Below are 22,719 nucleotides of genomic sequence, written 5' to 3'. Positions count from 1 at the left end.
ATTCATGCCAAAACACCTCGCGGGATAGTGACTCCTGAATGGTTACTGTGCGCCAATAAAAAAGGAGGTAGTATCATGCCGTTATTAGTTTGTTCAGCGATGAGCTGTATCTACAACAAAGGAGAGTACTGCAGCAAGGGAGATATCACCGTCGGAGGAAAAGAGGCCGAGCAGCCGGGAGAAACCTGCTGTGAGAGCTTTATGGCCAGAACCGGAAACGGAGTGACCAGCAGCGCCGGCGTTCCCAGCGCCACCATCGACGTGGGCTGTAAGGCCTGTCACTGTCAGTACAACGAGGGTCAGTGCTGTACCGCATCGAAGATCGATATCGACGGCTCTTCTGCAAAACAGAAGGAAGAAACCCAGTGCGGAACTTTCCATTGTAACTGTGGAAAATAATTTGAAAAAAACTTGTTGACAATGTGGGAAATCTATGGTATCCTAGTGCAGGTTAAGAAAAGAAAGCAGAGTGTCCACTCTCACCTCAGCACGAGTCAGTGACTGGCGGTTCATAGATTTCCCTGTTGAAACGGGGCATTTGTATGGTGGACAATCGCGTCCATCTTTTTTTATGTCCGCTGATCATCATGAACAAACAACGGTACGGAGGTGCAAAACAATTAGCGAATTAATGATTAACGAGCAGATCCGCGATAAGGAGATCCGCTTGATTGGAGAAAACGGAGAACAGTTAGGTATTATGTCTGCCAGAGATGCTATGAAGATGGCAAAAGAGGCAGAGCTTGATTTGGTAAAAATTGCTCCTGCGGCTAAACCGCCCGTCTGCAAGATTATCGATTATGGAAAATATCGTTACGAGCAGGCCAGAAAAGAAAAAGAAGCTAAGAAAAAACAGAAGACCATCGAGGTCAAAGAAGTTCGCCTGTCACCGAATATTGACGTGAATGATTTGAATACCAAGGTAGGAGCGGCAAGAAAGTTCATCGAGAAAGGCAACAAGGTAAAAGTTACCCTGCGTTTCCGTGGACGCGAGATGGCTCATATGCAGAGCAGCAAGCACATCCTGGACGACTTCGCAGAACAGCTGAAGGATGTCGCCAGTGTGGATAAGCCCCCGAAGATCGAGGGTCGAAATATGACAATGTTTTTAACTGAAAAACGCTAATCACGCAGTTAAAATAGGGGAAAGCCTTCGGGTTTGACCGTGCGGTGTCATAACCGCAGATAGATTCAGAATAAGGAGGAACATAAGAATGCCCAAGATTAAAACCAGCAGAGCAGCTGCAAAACGTTTCAAAAAGACAGGAACCGGTAAATTAAAGAGAAATAAAGCTTATAAGAGCCATATCTTAACCAAGAAGACCACGAAGAGAAAGAGAAACCTGAGAAAGGCTACAATCGTGGACGCTACCAACTTCAAGAACATGAAGAAGATTTTACCGTATTTATAATCGAAAGACTGAAGGAGGAAATTAAGAGATGGCAAGAATTAAAGGCGGCTTAAACGCTAAGAAGAGACATAACAGAACCCTGAAACTGGCAAAAGGTTACAGAGGCGCACGTTCCAAACAGTATAGAATCGCAAAACAGTCTGTCATGAGAGCTCTGACCAGCTCCTACGCAGGAAGAAAAGAGAGAAAGCGTCAGTTCAGACAGCTGTGGATCGCTCGTATCAACGCAGCAGCTCGTATGAATGGTCTTTCCTACAGCAAATTCATGTACGGCCTGAAACTGGCTGGCGTTGAGATGAACAGAAAGATCCTGGCTGACATGGCTATCAACGATGCTGAGGGCTTCAAGACTCTGGCAGAGCTGGCAAAGAGCAAACTGGCTTAAGATAAGTGGATCATAAAGGCAGGCTGAATGGAGAAATCCGGCAAGACTGCCTTTTCTCTTATGCAATGAGTAAGACAGATGGTCGCGGCTGACAGTCCGAAAGGTGTCAGACGAGGAAAGTCCGGGCTTCATAGGGCAGGGTGCCGGATAACATCCGGTGGAGGCGACTCCAAGGACAGTGCAACAGAAATGAACCGCCCGCTTTGGCGGGTAAGGGTGGAAGGGCAGTGTAAGAGACTACCGCCCGGCTGGTAACAGACGGGGCACATGTAAACCCCATCCGAAGCAAGACCGAATAGAGACATACGGCGGCCCGTCGGTCTCAGGTAGGTCGCTTGAGCCTGCTGGCAACAGCAGGCCTAGATAGATGACCATCCAACGACATAACCCGGCTTATCGTTTTGCTCATTAAAAAAGTATATTATATATAGAAGGAAAACCCGCGGTCCGCTGCGGGTTTTGCTTTATCCAGAGGAAGATCGAATGAAGAAAGTAAGAAAACATTTTTGTTTTTACGGAAACGTCCAGGGTGTGGGCTTCCGCTCCAGAGCCAGATGGATGGCTTCTGGCCTTGGCCTTACAGGCTGGGTGAAAAATGAATGGGACGGAAGTGTGGAGATGGAAGTTCAGGGCGACCCGGCGGCCATCGCGAAGCTGCTGGAACAGCTGAAGAGAATGAGTTATGCGTGGATCGACCGCATGAGCTGCATGGATATGGATGTTATCGAGGAGAGCGGCTTCCATGTGAGATGAGCCACTGGGGACGGAGTTAATGGCTTTTTCTGTCCCTGATGGTTTGACGTGTTGCATTGTTCATATTCTGCAAAACTGCTAAATGTTCGTGAGTATCAGGACGGTTGCTTTGCCTGCAACTCTGCTTGGATGATTGAAAGCTTTTTAGTATATTCTGGTGGATAAAAAAATTTGGAAAAATTGAAAAAAGTGGTTGACAGATGGCGGAATTACATGTATAATATTAAATGTTCGTGAGGAACAGAAAACTTCATAGAGCGAGCGGGAGTGCTGGAATTGGCAGACAGGCTAGACTAAGGATCTAGTGTTGGCAACGACGTGTGGGTTCAAGTCCCATCTCCCGCATCCTTCTTAAAAAGTTGGATGCAGCGAACAAAATGCGGAAGTGGCGGAATTGGCAGACGCGCAGGCTTCAGGTGCCTGTGGTAGCAATACCGTGCGGGTTCAAGTCCCGCCTTCCGCATTCTTTTTTGTTTAAAATGAATTGCGGAAATGAGAGTTAAGATGTGAAGTCTTAGCTCTTTTTTTATATAGTGGCTTTGGAAGCCTCTACGGGAATATGCAGGGGGGTAACCATCAGAGTCGCTCATGGTGTGTCCGTCTTTCTACTTATTAATATATCACAACAGCAATGGTGGTTAAATCTTTGTCTACAAGTTGAAAACAAGAGAATAAACGAGTAATTGTTTGGCTGATTTTATGTCTGCAACTTGGAAAACATCGTCGTTACCTCCCGGTCTGACGTAAGCCCCTCTATTTCCTGGCATGCCAGTCTGACGTAAGCCCCCTATTTCCTGGCGTGCTCTGGAGGGGAGACACGAGGGGGTGGGACTGGCGCAACACCGATGGTTTTCCTCTCGTTATATTCCACGGTGGCTTTTCAAAGCCACCATACAAAAAAAGAGCCAAGGCCTTTCGGTCTGACTCTTTTATTCATCCCTGCAATTCTTTTTAAAAAACAAAAGAATGCGGAAGGCGGGACTTGAACCCGCACGGTATTGCTACCACAGGCACCTGAAGCCTGCGCGTCTGCCAATTCCGCCACTTCCGCATTTTGTTCTTCGAACAACACATCCAACTTTTAAGAAAGATGCGGGAGATGGGACTTGAACCCACACGTCGTTGCCAACACTAGATCCTTAGTCTAGCCTGTCTGCCAATTCCAGCACTCCCGCTCACTCTGTGAAGTTTTGTGTTCCTCAGGAACAAGACAGATTATAGCATCGTTTTTGCCACTCGTCAACTACTTTTTTCGAATTTTTCAAAATTTTTTAAACTAGCGAAAAAAATAAAAAAATTCAAAAAAGGTGTTGACAAACAGAAATTCCTGTTGTATTATAAACCTGTGCTTGAGAGACAGCACAGAAAAGTTCATAAGAAATGAAATGCGGAAGTGGCGGAATTGGCAGACGCGCAGGCTTCAGGTGCCTGTGGTAGCAATACCGTGCGGGTTCAAGTCCCGCCTTCCGCACTTTTTCGTTTTACAGGATTTTTTCCTTTGCGGTTTTAGGGTATAAGAGAAAAATCCTGAGTAGTTATCATGAGGGCAGGGTTTCATAGAACAGTCGATGTTCTGTGGAGCCTTTTTGTGTATCGTGGCTTGCAATCATGTTTTCCCGATGTTATACTACTATAGTTGAAAGAGTATTTGTCCCTTGTGGCGGTCGTCAGATATCCATGCAGGCATGACTGTTTGATTCGCTGTTTTTCAGGGGAATAAAAATGCCGCCGAAAGGCATCCATAGATAAGACTGGAGGATAAGAAGATGAAAAAAATTGAAGAATATGTCAGAAGTATTCCGGATTTCCCAGAACCGGGTATTATTTTCCGTGATATCACAAGTGTGCTGAATGACGCAGAAGGCCTGCAGCTGGCCATCGATTCCATGGATGATCTTCTGAAAGGAGTCGATTTTGATGTGGTAGTCGGAACCGAATCCAGAGGTTTTATCTTTGGTGTGCCCATCGCATATAAAGAGAAAAAGCCCTTCGTTCCGGTGCGTAAGAAAGGCAAACTTCCGCTGGAGACTATTTCTCAGGACTATGATCTGGAGTATGGCAGCGCTACAATCGAGATGCACAAGGATTCCATCAAACCGGGCCAGAAGGTTGTTATCGTGGATGACCTCATCGCTACCGGCGGAACCGTGGAGGCCTGTATCAAGATGATCGAGCGTCTGGGCGGAGAGGTTGTCAAGGTAATCTTCCTGATGGAGCTCAAAGGCCTGAAAGGCAGAGAACGCCTGAAAGGCTACGATGTGGCTTCTGTCATCAGCTACGAAGGAAACTGAATTTCCTATATAAAATAAAAAACGATACAGAAAGCGGTGATGGATATGGCAAAAGACGAGAGCGGCAACTATAAAGTAGATGAAGTGAAAAAAGCGGATGCCAGTGTGAAGACCATGGCAGATTTTACCAGCCCGGATATTCTATACAAAGAATTGATCGACAGCGTAAAGAAATACCATCCTTCCACGGACATTTCCATGATAGAAAAGGCTTATCATATTGCTGACGAGGCGCATAAAGGGCAGCTTCGCAAGTCCGGTGAGCCTTATATTATTCACCCTCTCTGTGTGGCGATCATTCTGGCTGATCTGGAGTTGGACAAGGAGAGTATTGTGGCTGGCCTTCTTCATGATGTGGTGGAGGATACGGTCATGACACCGGAGGAGATCAAGCAGGAGTTTGGCGAAGAGGTGGAGGTCATCGTTGACGGCGTCACCAAGCTGACTCAGCTGTCCTATAAAGTGGACAAGGTGGAAGAGCAGGCGGAGAACCTCCGTAAGATGTTCCTGGCGATGGCCAAGGATATCCGGGTCATCCTGGTCAAGCTGGCGGACCGTCTCCACAATATGCGTACACTGAAGTACATGAAGCCGGAGAAACAGAAGGAAAAGGCTCGAGAGACCATGGAGATCTATGCGCCCATCGCTCACCGTCTTGGTATTTCAAAAATCAAGGTGGAGTTGGATGACCTTTCCCTGAAATATCTGGAACCCGAGGTTTATTACGACCTCGTGGAAAAGATTGCCCTCCGGAAAAGCGAGCGCGAGAAATTTGTCCAGAGCATTGTAAAAGACGTCCGCGAGCAGATGGACAAGGCCGGGATCAAAGCCGAAATAGACGGCCGTGCCAAACATTTTTTCAGTATTTATAAAAAGATGGTCAACCAGGAAAAGACCCTGGATCAGATTTATGACCTTTTTGCGGTGCGTATCATCGTCGATACGGTGAAAGACTGTTATGCAGCCTTAGGTATCATCCATGAGATGTACAAGCCGATTCCGGGCCGTTTCAAGGATTACATCGCGATGCCGAAACAGAACATGTACCAGTCTCTTCATACGACCCTGATTGGTCCGAATGGCCAGCCTTTTGAAATCCAGATCCGTACATTTGAGATGCACCGTACCGCCGAGTACGGTATCGCAGCCCACTGGAAATACAAAGAGGCGGCTAACGGCATAAAACCGGCGGCCCAGCAGGAAGAAGAGAAATTGAGCTGGCTTCGTCAGATCCTGGAGTGGCAGCGGGACATGTCCGATAACCGGGAGTTCATGGGTCTTCTGAAAAGTGACCTGGACCTGTTTGCAGAGAGTGTTTACTGCTTTACACCGGCGGGCGATGTGAAAAACCTGCCGAACGGTTCCACACCCATCGACTTTGCCTATAGTATCCACAGTGCGGTCGGAAATAAGATGGTAGGAGCCAGAGTCAACGGAAAACTGGTGAATATCGATTATGTGATCCAGAACGGAGACCGGATCGAGATCATTACCTCCCAGAACTCCAAGGGGCCCAGCCGGGACTGGCTCAAGATCGTCAAGAGCACCCAGGCGAAAAACAAGATAAACCAGTGGTTCAAAAATGAGCTGAAGGATGACAATATCATCAAAGGAAAAGAACTCATGGCGACCTACTGTAAGACCAAGGGCATTCCTTTGAGTGATCTTCTGAAAAATGACCTGATGGAAGCGGTCATGCGGAAATATGGCTTCAAGGACTGGGATTCCATCCTGGCAGCCATTGGCCACGGCGGCCTCAAGGAAGGTCAGGTCGTAAATAAGCTTGTGGAAGGTTACGAGAAGAAGAAGAAAAAAGAGCTTACCGATGAAAAACTCGTAGAATCTGTCGTGGAACATGCCCAGGAGATCGAGCACCGCAGAAGCAAGAATCACAGTGCCATTGTGGTGAGAGGCCTTCACGATCTGGCTGTCCGCTATTCCAAGTGCTGTTCTCCGGTGCCCGGCGATGAGATCGTGGGCTTTGTCACCCGCGGAAGAGGTGTGTCTATTCACCGGACCGACTGTGTCAACATCATCAACCTGAGCGCGGAGGAGAGAGCCCGCCTGATCGATGCAGAGTGGCAGGAAGGAGAGGCGGACAATCCCAACGAGCGATTCCCGGCAGAGATCAAGATCTATGTCAACAACCGTACCGGCGTGCTGGTGGATGTTTCCAAGATCCTCACGGAGATGAAGATCGACCTGACCGGCGTCAATTCCCGGACCAACAAGCAGGGAAAAGCGACCATCACGATGAGTTTCGACGTACACAGCAAGGAGGAGCTCAATTCCATCATTGCCAAGATCCGGCAGGTTGAGAGCGTCATTGATATCGAGAGAAGTACGGGCTGACAGAAAGGGAGCATACGATGAGTGAAGCAAAGAAAATGAAGCTGGTGGAGCTCCATCTGGGGCCAATCCGGACCAACTGCTATCTGGTGATTCAGACGGAGAAAAAAGAAGCTCTGATCATTGATCCCGGGGACGGGGCGGCTACCGTGGCGGCGAAGCTTACGGAAGAGGGTGTGACACCGAAGGCCATCCTTCTGACCCACGGCCATCGGGATCATATCGGAGCCGTACCGGAGCTTAGGAAACATTATGGTATTCCGGTTTATGTGGGTGCGGAGGACCAGGAAATGCTGGGGGATGCGGATAAAAATCTTTCCACCGGCCTTTTCGGAAAGCCCATGACCCTGCAGGCGGACCAGCTTCTGAAGGATAAAGACCAGCTGGAGCTGGCCGGTTTTTCTATTCAGGTGTTCCATACACCGGGCCATACACCGGGAGGCTGCTGCTTTTATTTTCCGGAGGAGCAGGTGCTTTTCTCCGGGGATACCCTTTTCTGCGGCTCCGTGGGAAGAACGGATTTTCCGGGGGGGAGCAGCTCCGCACTGGTGACTTCCGTGCGTCGTCTTCTGAAGGAACTTCCGGCAGAGACCGAGGTTTATCCGGGCCACGAGAACGATACGAGCATTGAACAGGAAAGGTGCTGGAACCCCTATGCGTAAGGAAAAAACGAAATGATTTTAATACAGTTAAACAAACAGGATTTTGAGTATGACCTGCATTCTCTGGTGAAGTCTTTTTATCCCGGCGAGGATGTGACTGTCTGTTATGAGGAACCGGAAAATGCCGGTGAGGCCCTTCTGAAAATCTCTGTGATCTACAAAGAACAGGAAATTGCGGTTCGTTTTGAGAAGGACGGCCAGGTGGTGAAGGAAGACACCGAGGCGGTGGAGTACGAGAAGAACCGGAAAGAGACGAAAAATCATCTGAAATACCGGGTTTACCGGATGCTCAGCGACTATACGGGAACCACGCTTCCCTGGGGGACGCTGACCGGCATCCGGCCCACGAAGATCCCCATGGCTCTTCTGGAGCAGGGCATGAGCAACCGGGACATCGCGGATTATATGCGAAAAACGTATCTTATCAGTCCGGCGAAGACCTCCCTTGGCATCTCAATTGCCAACCGGGAACGGCATATTTTGAGAGATATCGATTATGACAACGGCTACAGCCTCTATGTGGGGATCCCGTTCTGTCCCAGTATCTGCCTCTACTGTTCCTTCAGCTCCAGCCCCCTTTCCGTCTGGAAAAAGAAGGTGGACGATTATCTGGATGCTCTCTGCAAGGAGATTGCCTACGGGGCGGAGATCTATAAGGAACGGCAGCTGGATACGGTCTACATCGGCGGCGGAACCCCGACGACCCTGGAGCCGGAGCAGCTGGACCGGCTGCTGACAGAGATCAAGCGGCATTTTGATCTCAGTAAGGTGCAGGAGTTTACCGTGGAAGCGGGCCGTCCGGACAGCATTACCAGGGAAAAACTGGAAGTCATCAAAAAGCACCCCGTCACCCGGATTTCCATCAATCCCCAGACCATGAACCAGAAAACACTGGAGATCATCGGCCGGAGACATACGGTGGAGGAGACAAAAGCAGCCTTCCTTCTGGCTCGGGAGCTTGGTTTTGACAATATCAATATGGATCTCATCGTTGGTCTTCCCGGCGAGGGAAAAGATGAAGTGGAGTATACCCTCCAGGAGATCAAAAAACTGGATCCGGACAGTGTAACCGTCCATTCTCTGGCAGTCAAAAGGGCCGCCCGGCTGAATATGTTCAAGGATCAGTATAAGGAAATGTCCTTCATCAACAATATGGAAATCATGGATATGACCGAGAAAGCCTGCATGAGTTCCGGTCTTTTCCCTTACTATCTCTACCGCCAGAAAAACATGGCAGGCAACCTGGAGAACGTGGGCTATGCCCGCCCGGGAAAAGAAGGCATCTACAACATCCTGATTATGGAGGAGAAACAGTCCATCCTGGCACTGGGAGCCGGCGCCTCCACGAAGCGTGTCTGGCCTGAAGCCAACGAGGATGGCACGCACCGCATCGAGCGTTGCGAGAACGTCAAGGATGTGGCATCCTACATCTCCCGGATCGACGAGATGATCGAACGAAAACAGAAATTTTTTGCAGAAGTATAGAAATAAGAAGCAGCAGACTTTTCATAGATCTGCTGCTTTTTTGCGTTTTTCCGGATAACAAACGCTCTTGTCAATTTTTCCTCAAACTGGTAGAATGAAGGTATCGTCGGGGAAAATTTGCCCGGCACTTTGGAGGAAACAATGGAACGAGTCAAAACTTTTATACAGGAACGCCTTCTGCCGGAGGAAGCCGAGAAGCTTTACCAGCAGGGTGCGAAATTTGAGGAAATCATGATGATGTACGGCTGCGCGTTGAGAGAGGTGCAGACCAAGCTTGAGGTACTGAACGACGAACTCTCCGTACGCTATAACCGCAATCCCATCGAATTTATCAAGACCCGGGTGAAGAAGCCTTTAAGCATTGTCAATAAACTGCAGAGGAGAGGGCTGGAGGTAAGCATCGAGTCCATGGTTGAGAATCTCAACGATGTGGCAGGCATCCGCGTGATCTGCTATTTTCTGGACGACATTTACGATGTGGCCCGGTGGCTCTCCAGCCAGGACGATATCCGCCTGCTCCAGGTCAAGGACTATATCAAAAATCCAAAGCCTAACGGCTATCGAAGCCTTCACCTGATTGTGGAGGTGCCTGTCTTTTTCTCAAAAGGCCGTCAGATGATGCGGGTGGAGGTGCAGATCCGGACCATCGCCATGGACTTCTGGGCAAGCCTCGAGCATCAGCTCAGCTACAAAAAAGACGTACCCCACAGCGAGGAGATCGGTGCGGAATTGAAGGAATGCGCGGAGGTGATCTCCCATACGGACCAGCGAATGCAGGAAATCCGCGAAAAGATCGGTATTTTCACAGAACTTACATAAAACTGTGTTAAAGTAACTCTTAAATTTAAAATATAGAGGTGGAGCTTTATGGAAAAATTAAAGGTAATGGTAGTCGATGACGAAAGCAGAATGAGAAAACTGGTCCGTGACTTCCTGGTCCGTCAGGATTTTGACGTGATCGAGGCCGGAGACGGAGAGCAGGCTGTGGATCTTTTTTTTGAGGAAAAAGATATCGCTCTCATCATTCTGGATGTGATGATGCCGAAAATGGATGGCTGGCAGGTCTGCCGGGAGATCCGGAAGCATTCCAAAGTGCCTATCATTATGCTGACGGCCAGAGGCGACGAGCAGGACGAGCTTCTGGGCTTTGAGCTGGGCGTAGACGAGTATATTTCCAAACCCTTCAGCCCCAAGATTCTGGTGGCCCGGGTGGAAGCAATCCTTCGGAGAACCAACGCGATCTCTTCTGACAGCGTGATCACCGCAGGCATCCTCTCCCTTGACAAGGCGGCCCATCAGGTGAAAGTGGACGGTCGGGAAGTAGAACTGAGCTTCAAGGAATTTGAGCTTCTTTCTTATTTTATGGAAAACCAGGGCCTGGCTCTTTCCAGAGAAAAGATTCTGAACAATGTGTGGAACTATGATTACTTTGGCGATGCCCGGACCATTGATACCCATGTGAAAAAGCTCCGCAGCAAGCTTGGAAAAGCAGGCGACTATATTCGGACAATCTGGGGCATGGGATACAAATTTGAGGTGGAAGCATAAATGAAACACTCCATAAGAAACAGGATCGCTGTGGCCATCGTGGCTCTGCTGCTCTTTGTCCTGGGAACCAGTTTCCTGATGAATAATGTTTTCCTGGAAAAGTATTATATGGTGCAGAAAGAGCGGTCCCTCATTAAGGTATATACGCTCATCAATTCCTATGATCTGCCAAATTCCTACCAGGAGGACGATTTCCAGAGCAATCTGGAACTTCTCTGCAACCGCTATAACATCCGCCTGGTCATCAGCGACGAGGAGATGAATCCCGAGCTCTGGTGCGTGAGCTCCGATCAGGATAAATCCCTGCTGGCAGGCCGGCTTTTTGCCTACCATTACGGGGTGAGCTCCTACGATAAAGATGTACTGATCAAGACGGATAATTATACCGTGCAGAAGATCCGGGATCCCTTCAACGAGCAGGAATATCTGGAGATCTGGGGCGGCCTGGACAACAACTACAACTTCATCATGCGTCTGGCTCTGGACAGTATCTGGGACAGCGTGAAGATCTCCAATGAATTTTTTACCTATTTTGCGATTGCAGGTGTGGTCTTTGGTATTATCCTGGCGGTCTGGCTTTCCAAACAGATCACCAAGCCGATCCAGGAGCTGACGGATCTTTCCAAGCGCATGGCGGATCTGGATTTTGAGGCCAAATACACCCGCGGCGGAAATGATGAGATTGCCCAGCTGGGAGATCATTTTAACCGGATGTCCGATAAACTTCAGGAGACGATCTCGGAGCTCAAGACGGCAAACAATGAATTACAGAGTGACATTGAGAAAAAAGAACAGATCGATGAGATGCGAAAAGAGTTCCTCTCCAACGTTTCCCATGAGCTGAAAACTCCCATCGCGCTGATTCAGGGCTATGCGGAGGGCCTCAAGGAATGCATCAACGACGATCCCGAGAGCCGGGAGTTTTACTGCGAGGTTATCATGGATGAGTCTTCGAAAATGAACCAGATGGTGAAGAAACTCCTGACCCTGAACCAGCTGGAGTTTGGAAACGACGTCGTCACGATGGAGCGTTTTGACCTGGTGAGTCTCGTCAAGGGCGTGATCCAGTCGGCCTCCATCCTGGCCCAGCAGAAAGAGGCGAAGCTCCTCTTCAATGAGGAGGAGCCCGCCTATGTCTGGGCGGATGAGTTCAAGGTGGAAGAGGTCGTGACCAACTATATCAGCAACGCCTTGAACCATCTCGAAGGAGAGAAGGTCATCGATGTTAAACTGATCCATGAGCCGGGCAACGTGATCCGCACAACGGTATTCAACACCGGAAAACCGATTCCGGAGGAGGATCTTGACAAGATCTGGATCAAGTTTTATAAAGTAGACAAAGCCAGAACCCGTGAGTACGGCGGAAGCGGCATCGGTCTTTCGATCGTGAAGGCCATCATGGATTCCTTCCATCAGAAATGCGGCGTGAAGAACTACGACAACGGCGTGGAGTTCTGGTTTGAGCTGGATGGAGGCGAAAAGTGTGGAAATTCAGGAAAAGATGATCAGCGGTTACTGCCGGGCGCAGAACAGAGCTAACACGGTCTGCTGTGAATACGAAGAGCGGCCCGAGGGCCTGGTCCTGACCTTTGCGGATTGCAATTTCAGGCGCTGTGTCCACTTCCAAACCTGCCTTCTCATGAAAGAAGCCCGGGAAGGGACACTGGAAGAAGAATAAATGATCCTATAGGAGAACCTTATTGGTGAAAATCAGTGAGGTTCTTTTTTTATGAGCGTTGATTTCCGTGAGCAACGAGCCAAGCAGCCATGCTTGCATGGATATTTGGCGACTGCCGCGAGAGTCAAAGATCCCGTTGCTTGCAGCGGGATCTTTGATTTGTCCAATGATTGCATAATCGTCCAATGGAAAACGGAAAAACCCGCTGATATAATAAGCTCATCAAAAACACAGAGCTTATTTCAGAAAGGAGAAAAAAGTTATGAAAAGAAAAGTAATTAGCTGTGTACTGGCAGGAGCTTCTGTATTTTCACTGGTGTGCATAAACGGTGGAAACCTTGTGGCAAAGGCAGACGGTGACGTGACCGAGATCCGCTTTACCGAGTGGGACGGCGGAGATACCCTGGCTGTGTACGAAGAGATTGCGGAGAAATTCAACGAGAGCCATCCGGATATCCATGTGACCGTTATGAACGTCCCGGATGAGTATGACACGAAGATCACCGCTATGATCGCTGGAAACGATATTCCGGAAGTCTGCATGATGAACAGTGATACCCTTCTTTTCCCGCTGGCAGAGCAGGGAATCGTGGCAAACCTGCAGGAGTACATCGACAAGGACGAGAGCTTCGATACCGAGTGCGTGGGCGATCAGTTCAAATACATGCTGAATGAAGACTATATGGCTGGTTATGGTATTGGTTCTGAGAACATCTGCATGTTCTATAATCCGTCCCTCTTCGAGCAGTATGGCGTGGAAGAACCTCCTGCAAAATATGCGGATGCCTGGGATTGGGATACCTTCGTAAAGAATGCACAGCAGCTGACCATTGACAAGAATGGAAAGAATGCTCTGGATCCCGACTTTGATCCGGAAAACATCGACGTTTACGGCGTGAACATCTCCAAATGGTGGGCAGGCTATATGCCCTTCCTCTTCAGTGAGGGCGGCGATTACCTGACTGAGGATGGAACCTCTATCGGTTATGCAACTGACGAAGGAAAAGACGTTCTCCAGAAACTGGCAGATCTCATCTACGTTTATCATGTAGCTCCCACACCGACCGCAAGCGAGACGATGCCTGGCCTTTCCGAGGCACTGGCTACCAATAAAGTGGCTATGAGCTTTGACGGACAGTGGTCCAATGCAGGTCTGATGTCCGATGGCGTAGAGTACAACGTAGCAGCTCTTCCGAGAATGGGTGAGACCCCGGCAACAGTTGCAACCTACGGAGCCATCACTCTGATGAACAGTGAGAAAACAGATGCCGCTTTCGAGTTCGTAAAATACATCATGACCGAGGTTGGAGCCTGCGAGCCGCTGTTCAAATCCGGCCTGTGGCTGCCCACCAACATGAAAGAGTACAACGACGATTATATCAAGACCATCATCACCGAGAATCATCCGGCAAACTACTATGACAGCATCGTAACTCCGATGATGGATGGAACCGCAAGAACTCCTATCACTGCTTACGTCAAGAACTTCAACAAGATTAACGACGTGATCAGCCCCGCACTGGATGACCTCTGGTCCGGAGAGAAGACCGCAGACGAAGCAATCAGTTCGATCGAGGCAGATGCAAATGCCCAGGTTCAGGGCTTCTATGGTAAATAATCATGGAAATGTGAAGAAGAGAGCTGCCGGATAAAAACGGCAGCTCTCTTTTCAACAGGGGAGAGAAAGGATGAGCAAAATGAAAACGATGAAGACAAAAACAAGAATGAATCTTGTGGGCTGGGGCTTTGCTCTGCCGGCGGTACTGGGATTTCTGATCTTTAACCTGTTTCCGATGCTGCTGAGCGGCTACTACAGCCTTTGCGATTACAACATCATAGGCAAACCCTCCTGGGTAGGCCTGAAAAACTATATAGAATTGCTGAGCGGTCACGAGAAGACCTTCTGGATCTCCGTAAAAGCCACCGTTTTGTATTCGATTATGGCAGTTCCTGCCAATCTGATTTTTGCATTTATGATTGCGCTTCTTTTAAACAGGGATATCAAATGCAGAGCCTTCTTCCGGTCGTTGTTTTACCTGCCCTGTATTCTTCCGGCAGTTGCCACGAGCTTTGTGTGGCTCCTTCTGATGAACCCGGATTTCGGCCTTTTCAACACGATTCTTGAGTTCCTGCACCTGCCCAAGAGCCAGTTCTTCTGGGGAAAAGGAAGCGTTCTCCCGTCCATCGTCTTTATGGGAATCTGGGGGACCGGTTCTACCCAGGTTATTTTCCTGGCTGGCCTTCAGGAGATTCCGCAGGTCTACTATGAGGCTCTGGAGATCGACGGCGGAAACAGCTGGGATAAATTTTGGAATATCACATTGCCGATGGTATCCTCTACCCTGTTTTTCAACCTGGTAAACGGCATCATCGGAGCATTGCAGGTCTTCTCCCAGGCGTACATCATCACCGAGGGCGGACCGAACAATGCATCTTTGTTTTATGTATATAATCTCTGGAGACAGGCCTTCAAGTACATGGATATGGGAAAAGCTTCGGCCATGGCCTGGATTCTGTTTGTAGTCGTGATGCTTCTTACGGTTATTGTATTTAAGTCATCGAAAAAATGGGTTTACTACGAAGGGGGAAATGATTAAGATGAAGAAGAGAAGAAGAAAAACTTCCTACTATATAAAACAGGCGGCAGTCTATGCGGTGATTATTCTTCTGGCTCTGGTCTGCGTAATCCCGCTCTACTGGATGGTCCGTTCTTCCTTTATGAAAAATACGGACATTTACAGCATGCGTCCCTTCGTGTTCTGGCCAAAGGAAATGCTCTGGAGCAACTACACGGACGCTCTCAAGGCTGCTGATTTCGGAAGATATGCGATTAACACGATCACAATCGTTGCGGGCTGCCTGATCGGTACGCTTCTGACGTCTTCCATGGCGGCTTATGCTTTTTCCAGAATCAAATGGAAAGGCCAGGGCTTCTGCTTTGCACTGGTGCTCTCCACGATGATGCTTCCAGGTTCCGTTACCCTGATCCCACAGTTCATGATCTGGAGAAATTTCCACATGATTGATACCTACTGGCCCCTGATTCTGCCCTCCTTTTTCGGAGGCGGCGCCTTCAATATCTTCCTGCTGAGACAGTTTTTCTTAGGCATACCAAAGGATCTTGACGAGGCGGCCCGCATCGACGGAGCCGGTCCGCTGCAGATTTTCTTCCGGATTATTATGCCGCTGGCAAAATCAGCTCTGGTGGTGGTGGCTCTTTTTACCTTTCTCGGCAACTGGAATGATTTCTTCGGCCCCATCATTTACCTGAACACAAAGACGAAATTTACGCTGGCTGTCGGACTCTTGCAGTTCCGTGGCGATTATTCTACAAAATGGAATCTTCTGATGGCTGCTTCCACCATCGTGGTGGCTCCCTGTGTGGGCGTTTTCCTCGTGGGACAGAAGCACCTCATCGAAGGCATCTCACTGACAGGTATGAAAGCGTAAGCGAAAGGAGAACAAAATGGAAAAATGGAGTGGAAAACCGGTGAGCTTTGCGGACAGCACGATTATCGGAGGTTTCTGGAAGACAGAGCAGGATCTCTGCCGGAAAGTGACCGTCAATGCGGTTTATGACCGGTTTGAGGAGACCGGGCGCTTTGAAGCACTGAAAATGCAGTGGAAAAAAGGCATGCCCAATCAGCCTCATATTTTCTGGGAGTCTGACGTGACAAAATGGATCGAGGGAGCTGCCTATTTCCTGAAAAAAGAACGGGATCCTGAGCTTGAGGCAAAGATCGACGAACTCGTGGGTCGTATGGAGCGAACCCAAGATACCAATGGTTATCTCAATGCCTATTTTACCGTGGTGGAGCCGAAGGCTCGCTTTACCAGAAGAACCGACCATGAGCTTTACTGTGCCGGCCACCTCATCGAGGGAGCCATCGCCTATAAGGAGGCCACAGGAAAAGACAACATGCTCCGGGTAGCCATGAAATATGCGGATCTCATTGACCGGGTATTCCGGGTGGAACACTCCGCGGCCTTTGACACGCCGGGCCACGAAGAGATCGAGCTGGCTCTTATGAAACTGTATCATTACACCGGCGAGGAGCGCTATTTCAAGCTGGCGGAATATTTTATCAATACCAGAGGAACCAGCGACCGGGATGAGACCTATTCCTTCACCGATCAGGAGCATATGCAGTCCCACCTTCCGGTACGGGAACAGGTGACGGCAGAGGGCCACAGCGTGAGAGCACTCTACCTCTATTCTGGCATGGCAGATCTGGCTCTGGAGACAAAGGAAGAGAAACTGACGGAAATCTGCCGGACTCTTTTTGAAAATATCACCGAGAAGCGTATGTACATCACCGGTGGTGTGGGGTCCACCTGCCGCGGCGAATCCTTTACGTTTGATTATGATTTCCCGGAATATACGGCTTATAACGAGACCTGTGCCTCCATTGCCCTGGCACTTTTCTGCCGGAGACTCTGGCTCATTGAGGCGGACGGACGCTATGCCGATACCGCAGAGAGAGCTCTTTACAATACGGTGCTGAGCGGCATTTCTCTCTCGGGAGACAGCTTTTTCTATGAGAACCCGCTGGCGGTGGATCCCAGAAGAAACGCGTTTAACGACAGCCGTCCTGAGGGTCTTAAGGAGCATCTGCCCATTCTGGAGCGCGTGAAAGTCTTTGGCTGCTCCTGCTGCCCACCGAACCTGGTTCGCACGATCGGTTCCATCGGCGATTATCTCTATTCCACCGCGGGAAACACCATTTTTGCCCAGTGCTACATGGATGCGGATACAACGCTGCATCTGAATGGAAAGACAATTACCCTTCAGGAGCGTACAGAATATCCCTGTGACGGAAAGATCAGCTGGACCCTGAAAAGTGAGGGAAATTTCACGTTTGCCGTAAGGATTCCGGGCTGGTGCGATAAGGCAGAACTTCTGGTAAACGGAGAAAAAGTTCCCGCCGCAGCGGAAAAAGGTTTTGTATATCTTGAGAGAGACTGGAAAGATGGAGACCGCATCGAGCTGGAGCTCGAAATGAAAGTAAAACTCTGGGAGGGCAATCCCGAGATCGTCGATACCTGCGGAAGGGTGGCTGTCACCAGAGGACCGTTGGTTTACTGCGCGGAAGGTGTCGATAATGATGATACTCCTTTACGGGATGTGCGGATCGACTGGGATGCCGCTTTTGAACTGGAAAAAGCGGAGGTAGCCGGAAGAGAGATGCCAGTGCTCAAAGTCCAGGCGTCCCGCAGAGAAGCATCCAAAGCGCTTTATTCCGACCGGAAAGGAAAAAAAGTTTCCTTCCAGTTAAAATTACTCCCCTATTATGCTTGGGCAAACAGAGGAGTAACAGAGATGGATGTCTGGTTCCTGGAGAAATAAATTTAGTATTCGACGGGGATCCAGATCTTGATGGAGGTACCTTCGCCCGGAGCGGAGACCACATGGATTTTATAATTTTCCCCGTAGATCAGGGAGAGGCGGCGATGAACGTTGGAGATGCCCACATGACCGTCCACGCAGATGGCATGGATGTACTTTTTTAACTGTTCCTCGTCCATGCCGATGCCGTTATCTCTGACTTCAATACAGAGGGAGTTTTCACTCTTGGAAATTGCGAGAGTGAGGACTCCTTCTTTTTGCATATCCGAAAAACCGTGAAGGATGGAATTTTCCACCAGAGGCTGCAGGATGAATTTTGGAATCCGGCAGTCCATTAGGTCCTCGTCGATATCCAAAACTGTCCGGAAAAGGCCATTATAGCGTTTGGACATGAGGAAAAGGTAATTGGAGACCCAGCTGATCTCAGCCGAGAGGGGAGCCTGGTCCGAGGAATCTTTGCAGGTGTACTGGAGCATTTCCGAGAGGGAAACAATGAGCTCCGCCGTTTCGTCGTCGTCATTCTGGATGGCCAGCATGTTGATCGTATTCAGGGTGTTGTAAAGAAAATGCGGATTGATCTGCATCGTAAGAGCCATGAGCTGCGTCTCTTTTTCACGGAGGGAGATCTCATAGTTTTCATGGATCAGCCGGCTGATCTCTTTTTCCATATGGTTAAAGCTTTCCGTCAGTACCTTGAAATCACGTCCCCGGGGAACTGGTGTGTTGGCCGAAAAATCGCTCTTGGAGACGCGGATGGCAGCCTTTGTAAGGGCTGCGATAGGGCGGGTGATGGTCCGGGAAAGGACAAAGGCCACCAGAGCAGCGAGAAAGATTAGCACCAGGGCACAGATCCAGAGGAGCTGACGCATTTTCCAGACTGCATTCTGGGTTAGATTTTTCATGGGAATAAGGGCGAAAGAGAAGAACCCACGCCCATCCAGCGTATCGTAGCAGAGCAGATTTTTTTCTCCCTTCAAATCATAGGTCACATAGCCGGAGGTTCTGAGATAGGGAGAAAGATCCTCGGGAAGCACCGTGCCGACAGGAAAGGTGTCGTTGTCGGAGGAGACCACGCTTCCCTCGCTGTTGGCGATGACATAGAGGCTTCCGTCGTAGGGGACGCTGTCTTTATAGAGGTTCCGAAGACTTTTCTCCAGTACCTGAACCACGAGAATCGGCTTTTCAGTATCCTCGGAAAGCCGCTGGTAATATCCTTGTGAGGTGTACTGAAACTGCATTTCCTTCAGCATCGTCAAAGGGTACCGGAAATCGTAAGAGCTCTTTTTTACCAGATAGTCATTCTGGGTCTGTTCTCCATAATCGTAGCCTGTGACCCAGCAGGAGAGGCCGCTGGCGTTTCGGGCCAGCTCTTCAAAACCGGCTTTCCGGAAGGAATCGATGGTGATGGGCATCAGTCCTGTGTTGACTCCGAAAAGCCATTTGGAGGTGTAGAGATATACGTCATAGACAGCTTCCTGGTAGATAAACTGCTTGGCGAGCTCTTGGGTCAGAATCCGGTCATAGCGAAGACAGTCTCCCACGGAGAAATCGTTCAGTTCGGAAAAGGTATCATAATAAAACTGGCTGTCAATCATTTGTTGGGCGGCTGTCTCAATGTTGTCGAGAAGCATATCCAGAGAGTTATTGTTGGCGTTGACGATGGAGTAGGCGCTGTTTGAGGCGCTGTCCACGATATGCTTTTCGTAAAAATGCATGAGGATCTGCTGGATCAGCAGCATGGGGATCAGGGCAAAAAGGATCAGGATGATGCAGAGCCTCTGCCCGAACCGCATGGAATAAAAAAGGTCGGTTAATTTTCGGAACATTTTTTATGCGCCTTTCTGTATTGCTCCGGGGTAGTCCCGTATTTCCGGCAGAAAATCCGGTTGAAATAGCTGTTATCATGGTAGCCGCATTTTGCCGCCACCTCGGAGACCTTGAGGTTCGTGCCGGTGAGAAGCTGCTCCGCGTACTCCATACGGAGAAGCGAGACGTAGTTGATATAGGACATACCGGTCTTCTTTTTGATCTGAGCCGACAGATAATTGGCTGAAAAATGAACGTTTTCCGCGAGCTGGGGCAGAGTCAGATCCTCTGTAAAATGCTTCCTTATGTAGGCGATGATATCCTCCACCACGTCGGTGGTTCCGGTCTCCTGAACGAAATAGACGGAGGTGCTTTTTAAAAGCTCATAGGAAATCTGAAAAAGCTCCGGGAAGGAGTCGCAGATGCTGAAAAGTGAGTAGGCCCGGTTCAGAAGATCGTCATACTCCCGGGAGGGAATCATGCTGTCCAGCTCACGCAGAATGTTGACTGTCATGGAAGAGATCCGGTACCGGACGTCTGTGGGGAAACGCCGGGGCTTCTGGGAAAGCAGGGAATAGAGCTCCTTTAAGCTGCGCTCGGCAGCCTCCAGCTTTCCAGCGTGTACTGCCTCCCGAAGCGTTTTCTCGTAAGCGTGGAGAGACAGCATGGAAGGAACGGCGGCCAGGATCTCCGGATCCAGGGAAAAGGTCTGACTGCTCTCAGGATAGTAAAAGGAATAGGAGAGCAGCTGGTTGGCCTGCTGGAAGATCTCCTTGAGAGAGGCCATTTCTTCTATAAAATAGGAAGCCACGACGGTCCAGTAGATGAAATTCCGCTGGAAACTGCTTAAGCTTTTGAGAAGTTCTTCCTCGGAATGGCTCTCCGGCAACAGAACCAGAAGGCGGCATTCCGAGCTGTCCAGCCCTTTTCTTAAGGGGAGAAAAATGCCTTCGGGGAAATTCTGGCACAGCTGGATCAGCAGCTGCTCCTGTTGGCGGTCCGTCAGGACATTTCCGGGGGCTGGGCTTTTGGCAACGCCATGATTTTGCCGGCTCTTCCAGCGAAAGAGAAGGAGATGACCTCTGGGCGGGACGAGAGCGGAAAGATCAGTTTCCTTGCCTGCTGGCAGGGGCAGACCATAAAGACTGGCGGAAAGGGCCATCAGCTGCTGATTGGTGGCGGCTTTTTTCTGGAGCCTGTCCCAGAGAGACTGAGCCTGGGCGGCGCTGATCTCCGCGTCCAGCTTTTCCAGGAGCTTTCGGATCTCCTCCGGTCGAAAAGGTTTCAGGAGATACTCGGAGACGCCGCAGGTGATGGCGGTCTTCGCGTAGGAAAATTCGGAATAGGCGCTGATGAGAACGGTCTTTAAGGAAGGATAGCGGGAGGAAACCTCTTTGATGAGTTCCATGCCGTCCATCACCGGCATTCGGATATCGGTGATCAGAAGATCCGGAAGCTCTTCTTCGATCAGTGAGAGAGCGTCCCGGCCGTTAGAACAGAGACGAATATCGGCGGAAACATAGCGCTGGATGATCGTCGATAAAGTGTCGCGCTGAATGGATTCGTCATCAGCGAGTACAATACTGTTGATTGCCATAACTCATACCTCCATATACAAATAAGTATATAATGATATGAGTGTCAAAAGGTCTTTTGACACTCATTTGATACCCGGATTGCTACGCTGCTACGCAGCTTCCGTAATCCTCCAAACATTCGAAATCCGCTGATTTACTGCGTAAATCGCTACTTTTTCATATTTGGCGGGTCCCAAGTTCAAAAGCCTTATCATGCAAGCATGAACGGCTTTTTGACCTTTTGACCCTGGCATCATCATATAATATTAGAAGAATAAATACAAATAAAAACGTTGACTCTGCCATGGGAAGGGCTTATAGTAAAAATAGTTAGCAAGTACTAATTCATGAAAAGAGGGATAACATGCGTTTTTACGGAAGCGGGGAAAAAGGAAAGCCGGTGATCTTTCTTTTCCCAGGGACCTGCTGTCTCTGGACGAGTTTCGATCATGTGCTGGAGGAGCTTCATAAGTCTTTCTATACGGTAGTCGTCTCCTACGATGGCTTTGATCCGAAGGAAAAGACCGAGTTTTCGTCCATGCTGGAGGAGTGCGAAAAGATCGAGGCGGAGGTCCGGAAAAATTACGGCGGGAAGATCAAGGCCGCCTATGGCTGCTCTCTGGGTGGAAGTTTTGTGGCCCTTCTGATTCAACGGAAGAAAATCACCATCGAGCACGGCATCATCGGCAGCAGCGATATGGATGAGGCCGGTCCTCTTCTGGCGAAACTGGAGAGCGCGATCATGATTCCCATCCTTTATCCCATGGTGAAAAAAGGAGAACTGTCGGGCTGGATGAAGAAGCGGATGGATAAAAATGCCGATCCGGGGAAAAAAGAACTGATGGAAAAATTCTGCGGCATGTTCGGGATCGGAAAGGGCGGCTGTCCCTGGATCACAAAGAAAACCATCTGCAATCAGTTTTATTCTGATCTGGTGACAAAGGTGGATCACGGCATTGCGGTGCCGGGCACAACGATCCATGTCTTCTATGCCCTGAAGATGGGAGAGAAGTACAGGGAGCGTTATCACCTGTATTTCAAGAATCCGGATATCCGGGAGTTTGATCTTCAGCACGAAGAGCTCTTCTGCTGTCAACCGGTAAGGTGGGCAGAAGAGGTTGTTGAGTGTTGTAAATAGAAAGTGGAAAAAACTTGAAAAAAGTAGTTGACAATCCGGCGGCAGTGGTGTATTATACTCACTGTCGCCGATGAAATTGATTGAGCTGTTCAAACAATTCAAACAATTACAACTTTTGAATCTTTCAAAAAAAGATAAAAAAGTGGTTGACAAACAAAAGAAACTGTGATAGAGTATAAAAGCTGTCGCAAGAGAGCAAATGAAATCACAGAGAACCTTGATAACTGAACAGTGACATATCCTTGAAAGTTCAAAAGAATATAGTTCTTAAAGAACAAAACCAAAGTA

20 protein-coding genes, 5 tRNA genes and 1 other RNA gene are annotated in these 22,719 nt (G+C 49.2%); 22 read left to right on the top strand and 4 right to left on the bottom strand.

The window, feature by feature from the left end:
* Nucleotides 1-75: 75 nt before the first annotated feature.
* From LKD71_RS04200 to LKD71_RS04165, 8 genes are all read left to right on the top strand, one after another.
* The gene (locus tag LKD71_RS04200; protein WP_178045162.1) at nucleotides 76-399 is read left to right on the top strand and encodes a DUF1540 domain-containing protein; all 324 of its coding nucleotides are present in this window, start codon (nucleotides 76-78) and stop codon (nucleotides 397-399) included.
* Between the two features lie 232 nt (nucleotides 400-631).
* Entirely contained in the window at nucleotides 632-1,126 is a 495-nt protein-coding gene (infC, locus tag LKD71_RS04195; RefSeq protein ID WP_178045161.1) for a translation initiation factor IF-3, read from the top strand.
* A gap of 88 nt (nucleotides 1,127-1,214) precedes the next feature.
* Nucleotides 1,215-1,412 (top strand): 50S ribosomal protein L35, encoded by a 198-nt coding sequence (gene rpmI / locus LKD71_RS04190; protein WP_117763956.1) that lies wholly within the window; start codon nucleotides 1,215-1,217, stop codon nucleotides 1,410-1,412.
* Nucleotides 1,413-1,440: 28 nt separating this feature from the next.
* Nucleotides 1,441-1,797, top strand: coding sequence for a 50S ribosomal protein L20 (gene rplT, locus LKD71_RS04185; protein WP_178045160.1), 357 nt, complete (start codon nucleotides 1,441-1,443; stop codon nucleotides 1,795-1,797).
* Between the two features lie 66 nt (nucleotides 1,798-1,863).
* Nucleotides 1,864-2,209, top strand: an RNA gene (gene rnpB, locus LKD71_RS04180) — RNase P RNA component class A.
* A 71-nt stretch (nucleotides 2,210-2,280) separates the two neighbouring features.
* Nucleotides 2,281-2,550: an acylphosphatase gene (locus tag LKD71_RS04175; RefSeq protein ID WP_227614474.1), complete on the top strand. Its 270-nt coding sequence runs from the start codon at nucleotides 2,281-2,283 to the stop codon at nucleotides 2,548-2,550.
* A 261-nt stretch (nucleotides 2,551-2,811) separates the two neighbouring features.
* A tRNA-Leu gene (locus LKD71_RS04170) sits at nucleotides 2,812-2,895 on the top strand.
* A 34-nt stretch (nucleotides 2,896-2,929) separates the two neighbouring features.
* A tRNA-Leu gene (locus tag LKD71_RS04165) sits at nucleotides 2,930-3,013 on the top strand.
* Between the two features lie 504 nt (nucleotides 3,014-3,517).
* On the opposite strand, the gene LKD71_RS04160 is transcribed toward LKD71_RS04165, so the two are convergent.
* Both LKD71_RS04160 and LKD71_RS04155 read right to left on the bottom strand, forming a co-directional pair.
* Nucleotides 3,518-3,601, bottom strand: a tRNA-Leu gene (locus LKD71_RS04160).
* Nucleotides 3,602-3,641: 40 nt separating this feature from the next.
* Nucleotides 3,642-3,725: transfer RNA gene (locus LKD71_RS04155), tRNA-Leu, on the bottom strand.
* 212 nt (nucleotides 3,726-3,937) lie between these two features.
* Between LKD71_RS04155 and LKD71_RS04150 the strand changes: the two genes are divergently transcribed.
* The 13 genes from LKD71_RS04150 (at nucleotide 3,938) to LKD71_RS04090 (ending at nucleotide 17,910) form a co-directional block, all read left to right on the top strand.
* A tRNA-Leu gene (locus LKD71_RS04150) sits at nucleotides 3,938-4,021 on the top strand.
* A gap of 295 nt (nucleotides 4,022-4,316) precedes the next feature.
* Nucleotides 4,317-4,841 (top strand): adenine phosphoribosyltransferase, encoded by a 525-nt coding sequence (locus LKD71_RS04145; RefSeq protein ID WP_178045024.1) that lies wholly within the window; start codon nucleotides 4,317-4,319, stop codon nucleotides 4,839-4,841.
* Between the two features lie 39 nt (nucleotides 4,842-4,880).
* The gene (locus tag LKD71_RS04140) at nucleotides 4,881-7,193 is read left to right on the top strand and encodes a RelA/SpoT family protein (RefSeq protein ID WP_331466377.1); all 2,313 of its coding nucleotides are present in this window, start codon (nucleotides 4,881-4,883) and stop codon (nucleotides 7,191-7,193) included.
* 17 nt (nucleotides 7,194-7,210) lie between these two features.
* Complete coding sequence (locus tag LKD71_RS04135) at nucleotides 7,211-7,852, top strand: MBL fold metallo-hydrolase (RefSeq protein ID WP_227614473.1); 642 nt, start codon at nucleotides 7,211-7,213, stop codon at nucleotides 7,850-7,852.
* 12 nt (nucleotides 7,853-7,864) lie between these two features.
* Entirely contained in the window at nucleotides 7,865-9,337 is a 1,473-nt protein-coding gene (gene hemZ, locus LKD71_RS04130; protein ID WP_227614472.1) for a coproporphyrinogen dehydrogenase HemZ, read from the top strand.
* 141 nt (nucleotides 9,338-9,478) lie between these two features.
* Complete coding sequence (locus LKD71_RS04125) at nucleotides 9,479-10,156, top strand: GTP pyrophosphokinase (protein ID WP_227614470.1); 678 nt, start codon at nucleotides 9,479-9,481, stop codon at nucleotides 10,154-10,156.
* 48 nt (nucleotides 10,157-10,204) lie between these two features.
* Nucleotides 10,205-10,885 (top strand): response regulator transcription factor, encoded by a 681-nt coding sequence (locus tag LKD71_RS04120; protein WP_227614468.1) that lies wholly within the window; start codon nucleotides 10,205-10,207, stop codon nucleotides 10,883-10,885.
* Nucleotides 10,886-12,424 carry a sensor histidine kinase gene (locus LKD71_RS04115; RefSeq protein WP_227614466.1) on the top strand — a complete coding sequence of 513 codons (1,539 nt, stop codon included), beginning with the start codon at nucleotides 10,886-10,888 and terminating at the stop codon, nucleotides 12,422-12,424.
* On the top strand, nucleotides 12,369-12,563 hold the full coding sequence (locus tag LKD71_RS04110; protein WP_227614464.1) for a hypothetical protein: 195 nt from the start codon (nucleotides 12,369-12,371) through the stop codon (nucleotides 12,561-12,563). The genes LKD71_RS04115 and LKD71_RS04110 overlap by 56 nt, the downstream gene beginning before the upstream one ends.
* A 262-nt stretch (nucleotides 12,564-12,825) precedes the next feature.
* Complete coding sequence (locus LKD71_RS04105) at nucleotides 12,826-14,181, top strand: extracellular solute-binding protein (RefSeq protein ID WP_227614463.1); 1,356 nt, start codon at nucleotides 12,826-12,828, stop codon at nucleotides 14,179-14,181.
* Between the two features lie 70 nt (nucleotides 14,182-14,251).
* Entirely contained in the window at nucleotides 14,252-15,160 is a 909-nt protein-coding gene (locus LKD71_RS04100; RefSeq protein ID WP_178045031.1) for a carbohydrate ABC transporter permease, read from the top strand.
* 1 nt (nucleotide 15,161) lies between these two features.
* Nucleotides 15,162-16,013, top strand: coding sequence for a carbohydrate ABC transporter permease (locus LKD71_RS04095; protein WP_178045032.1), 852 nt, complete (start codon nucleotides 15,162-15,164; stop codon nucleotides 16,011-16,013).
* 16 nt (nucleotides 16,014-16,029) lie between these two features.
* On the top strand, nucleotides 16,030-17,910 hold the full coding sequence (locus LKD71_RS04090; RefSeq protein WP_227614462.1) for a glycoside hydrolase family 127 protein: 1,881 nt from the start codon (nucleotides 16,030-16,032) through the stop codon (nucleotides 17,908-17,910).
* 2 nt (nucleotides 17,911-17,912) lie between these two features.
* Here the strand turns inward: LKD71_RS04090 and LKD71_RS04085 are convergent, their stop codons facing one another.
* Together LKD71_RS04085 and LKD71_RS04080 are read right to left on the bottom strand one after the other, a co-directional pair.
* Nucleotides 17,913-19,736: a sensor histidine kinase gene (locus LKD71_RS04085; RefSeq protein WP_227614461.1), complete on the bottom strand. Its 1,824-nt coding sequence runs from the start codon at nucleotides 19,734-19,736 to the stop codon at nucleotides 17,913-17,915.
* Nucleotides 19,721-21,313 carry a response regulator gene (locus tag LKD71_RS04080; protein WP_227614460.1) on the bottom strand — a complete coding sequence of 531 codons (1,593 nt, stop codon included), beginning with the start codon at nucleotides 21,311-21,313 and terminating at the stop codon, nucleotides 19,721-19,723. Before LKD71_RS04080 ends, LKD71_RS04085 begins: the two co-directional genes overlap by 16 nt.
* 344 nt (nucleotides 21,314-21,657) lie before the next feature.
* Between LKD71_RS04080 and LKD71_RS04075 the strand changes: the two genes are divergently transcribed.
* The gene (locus LKD71_RS04075; RefSeq protein WP_227614459.1) at nucleotides 21,658-22,431 is read left to right on the top strand and encodes an alpha/beta fold hydrolase; all 774 of its coding nucleotides are present in this window, start codon (nucleotides 21,658-21,660) and stop codon (nucleotides 22,429-22,431) included.
* The last annotated feature ends 288 nt before the right edge of the window (nucleotides 22,432-22,719 follow it).

Origin of the sequence: Fusicatenibacter faecihominis, from assembly GCF_020686945.1 — a bacterium.
GTDB lineage: Bacteria > Bacillota > Clostridia > Lachnospirales > Lachnospiraceae > Limivivens > Limivivens faecihominis.
Note: the sequence above shows the minus strand (reverse complement) of the source record. Positions and strands in the feature narration are given on the sequence as shown.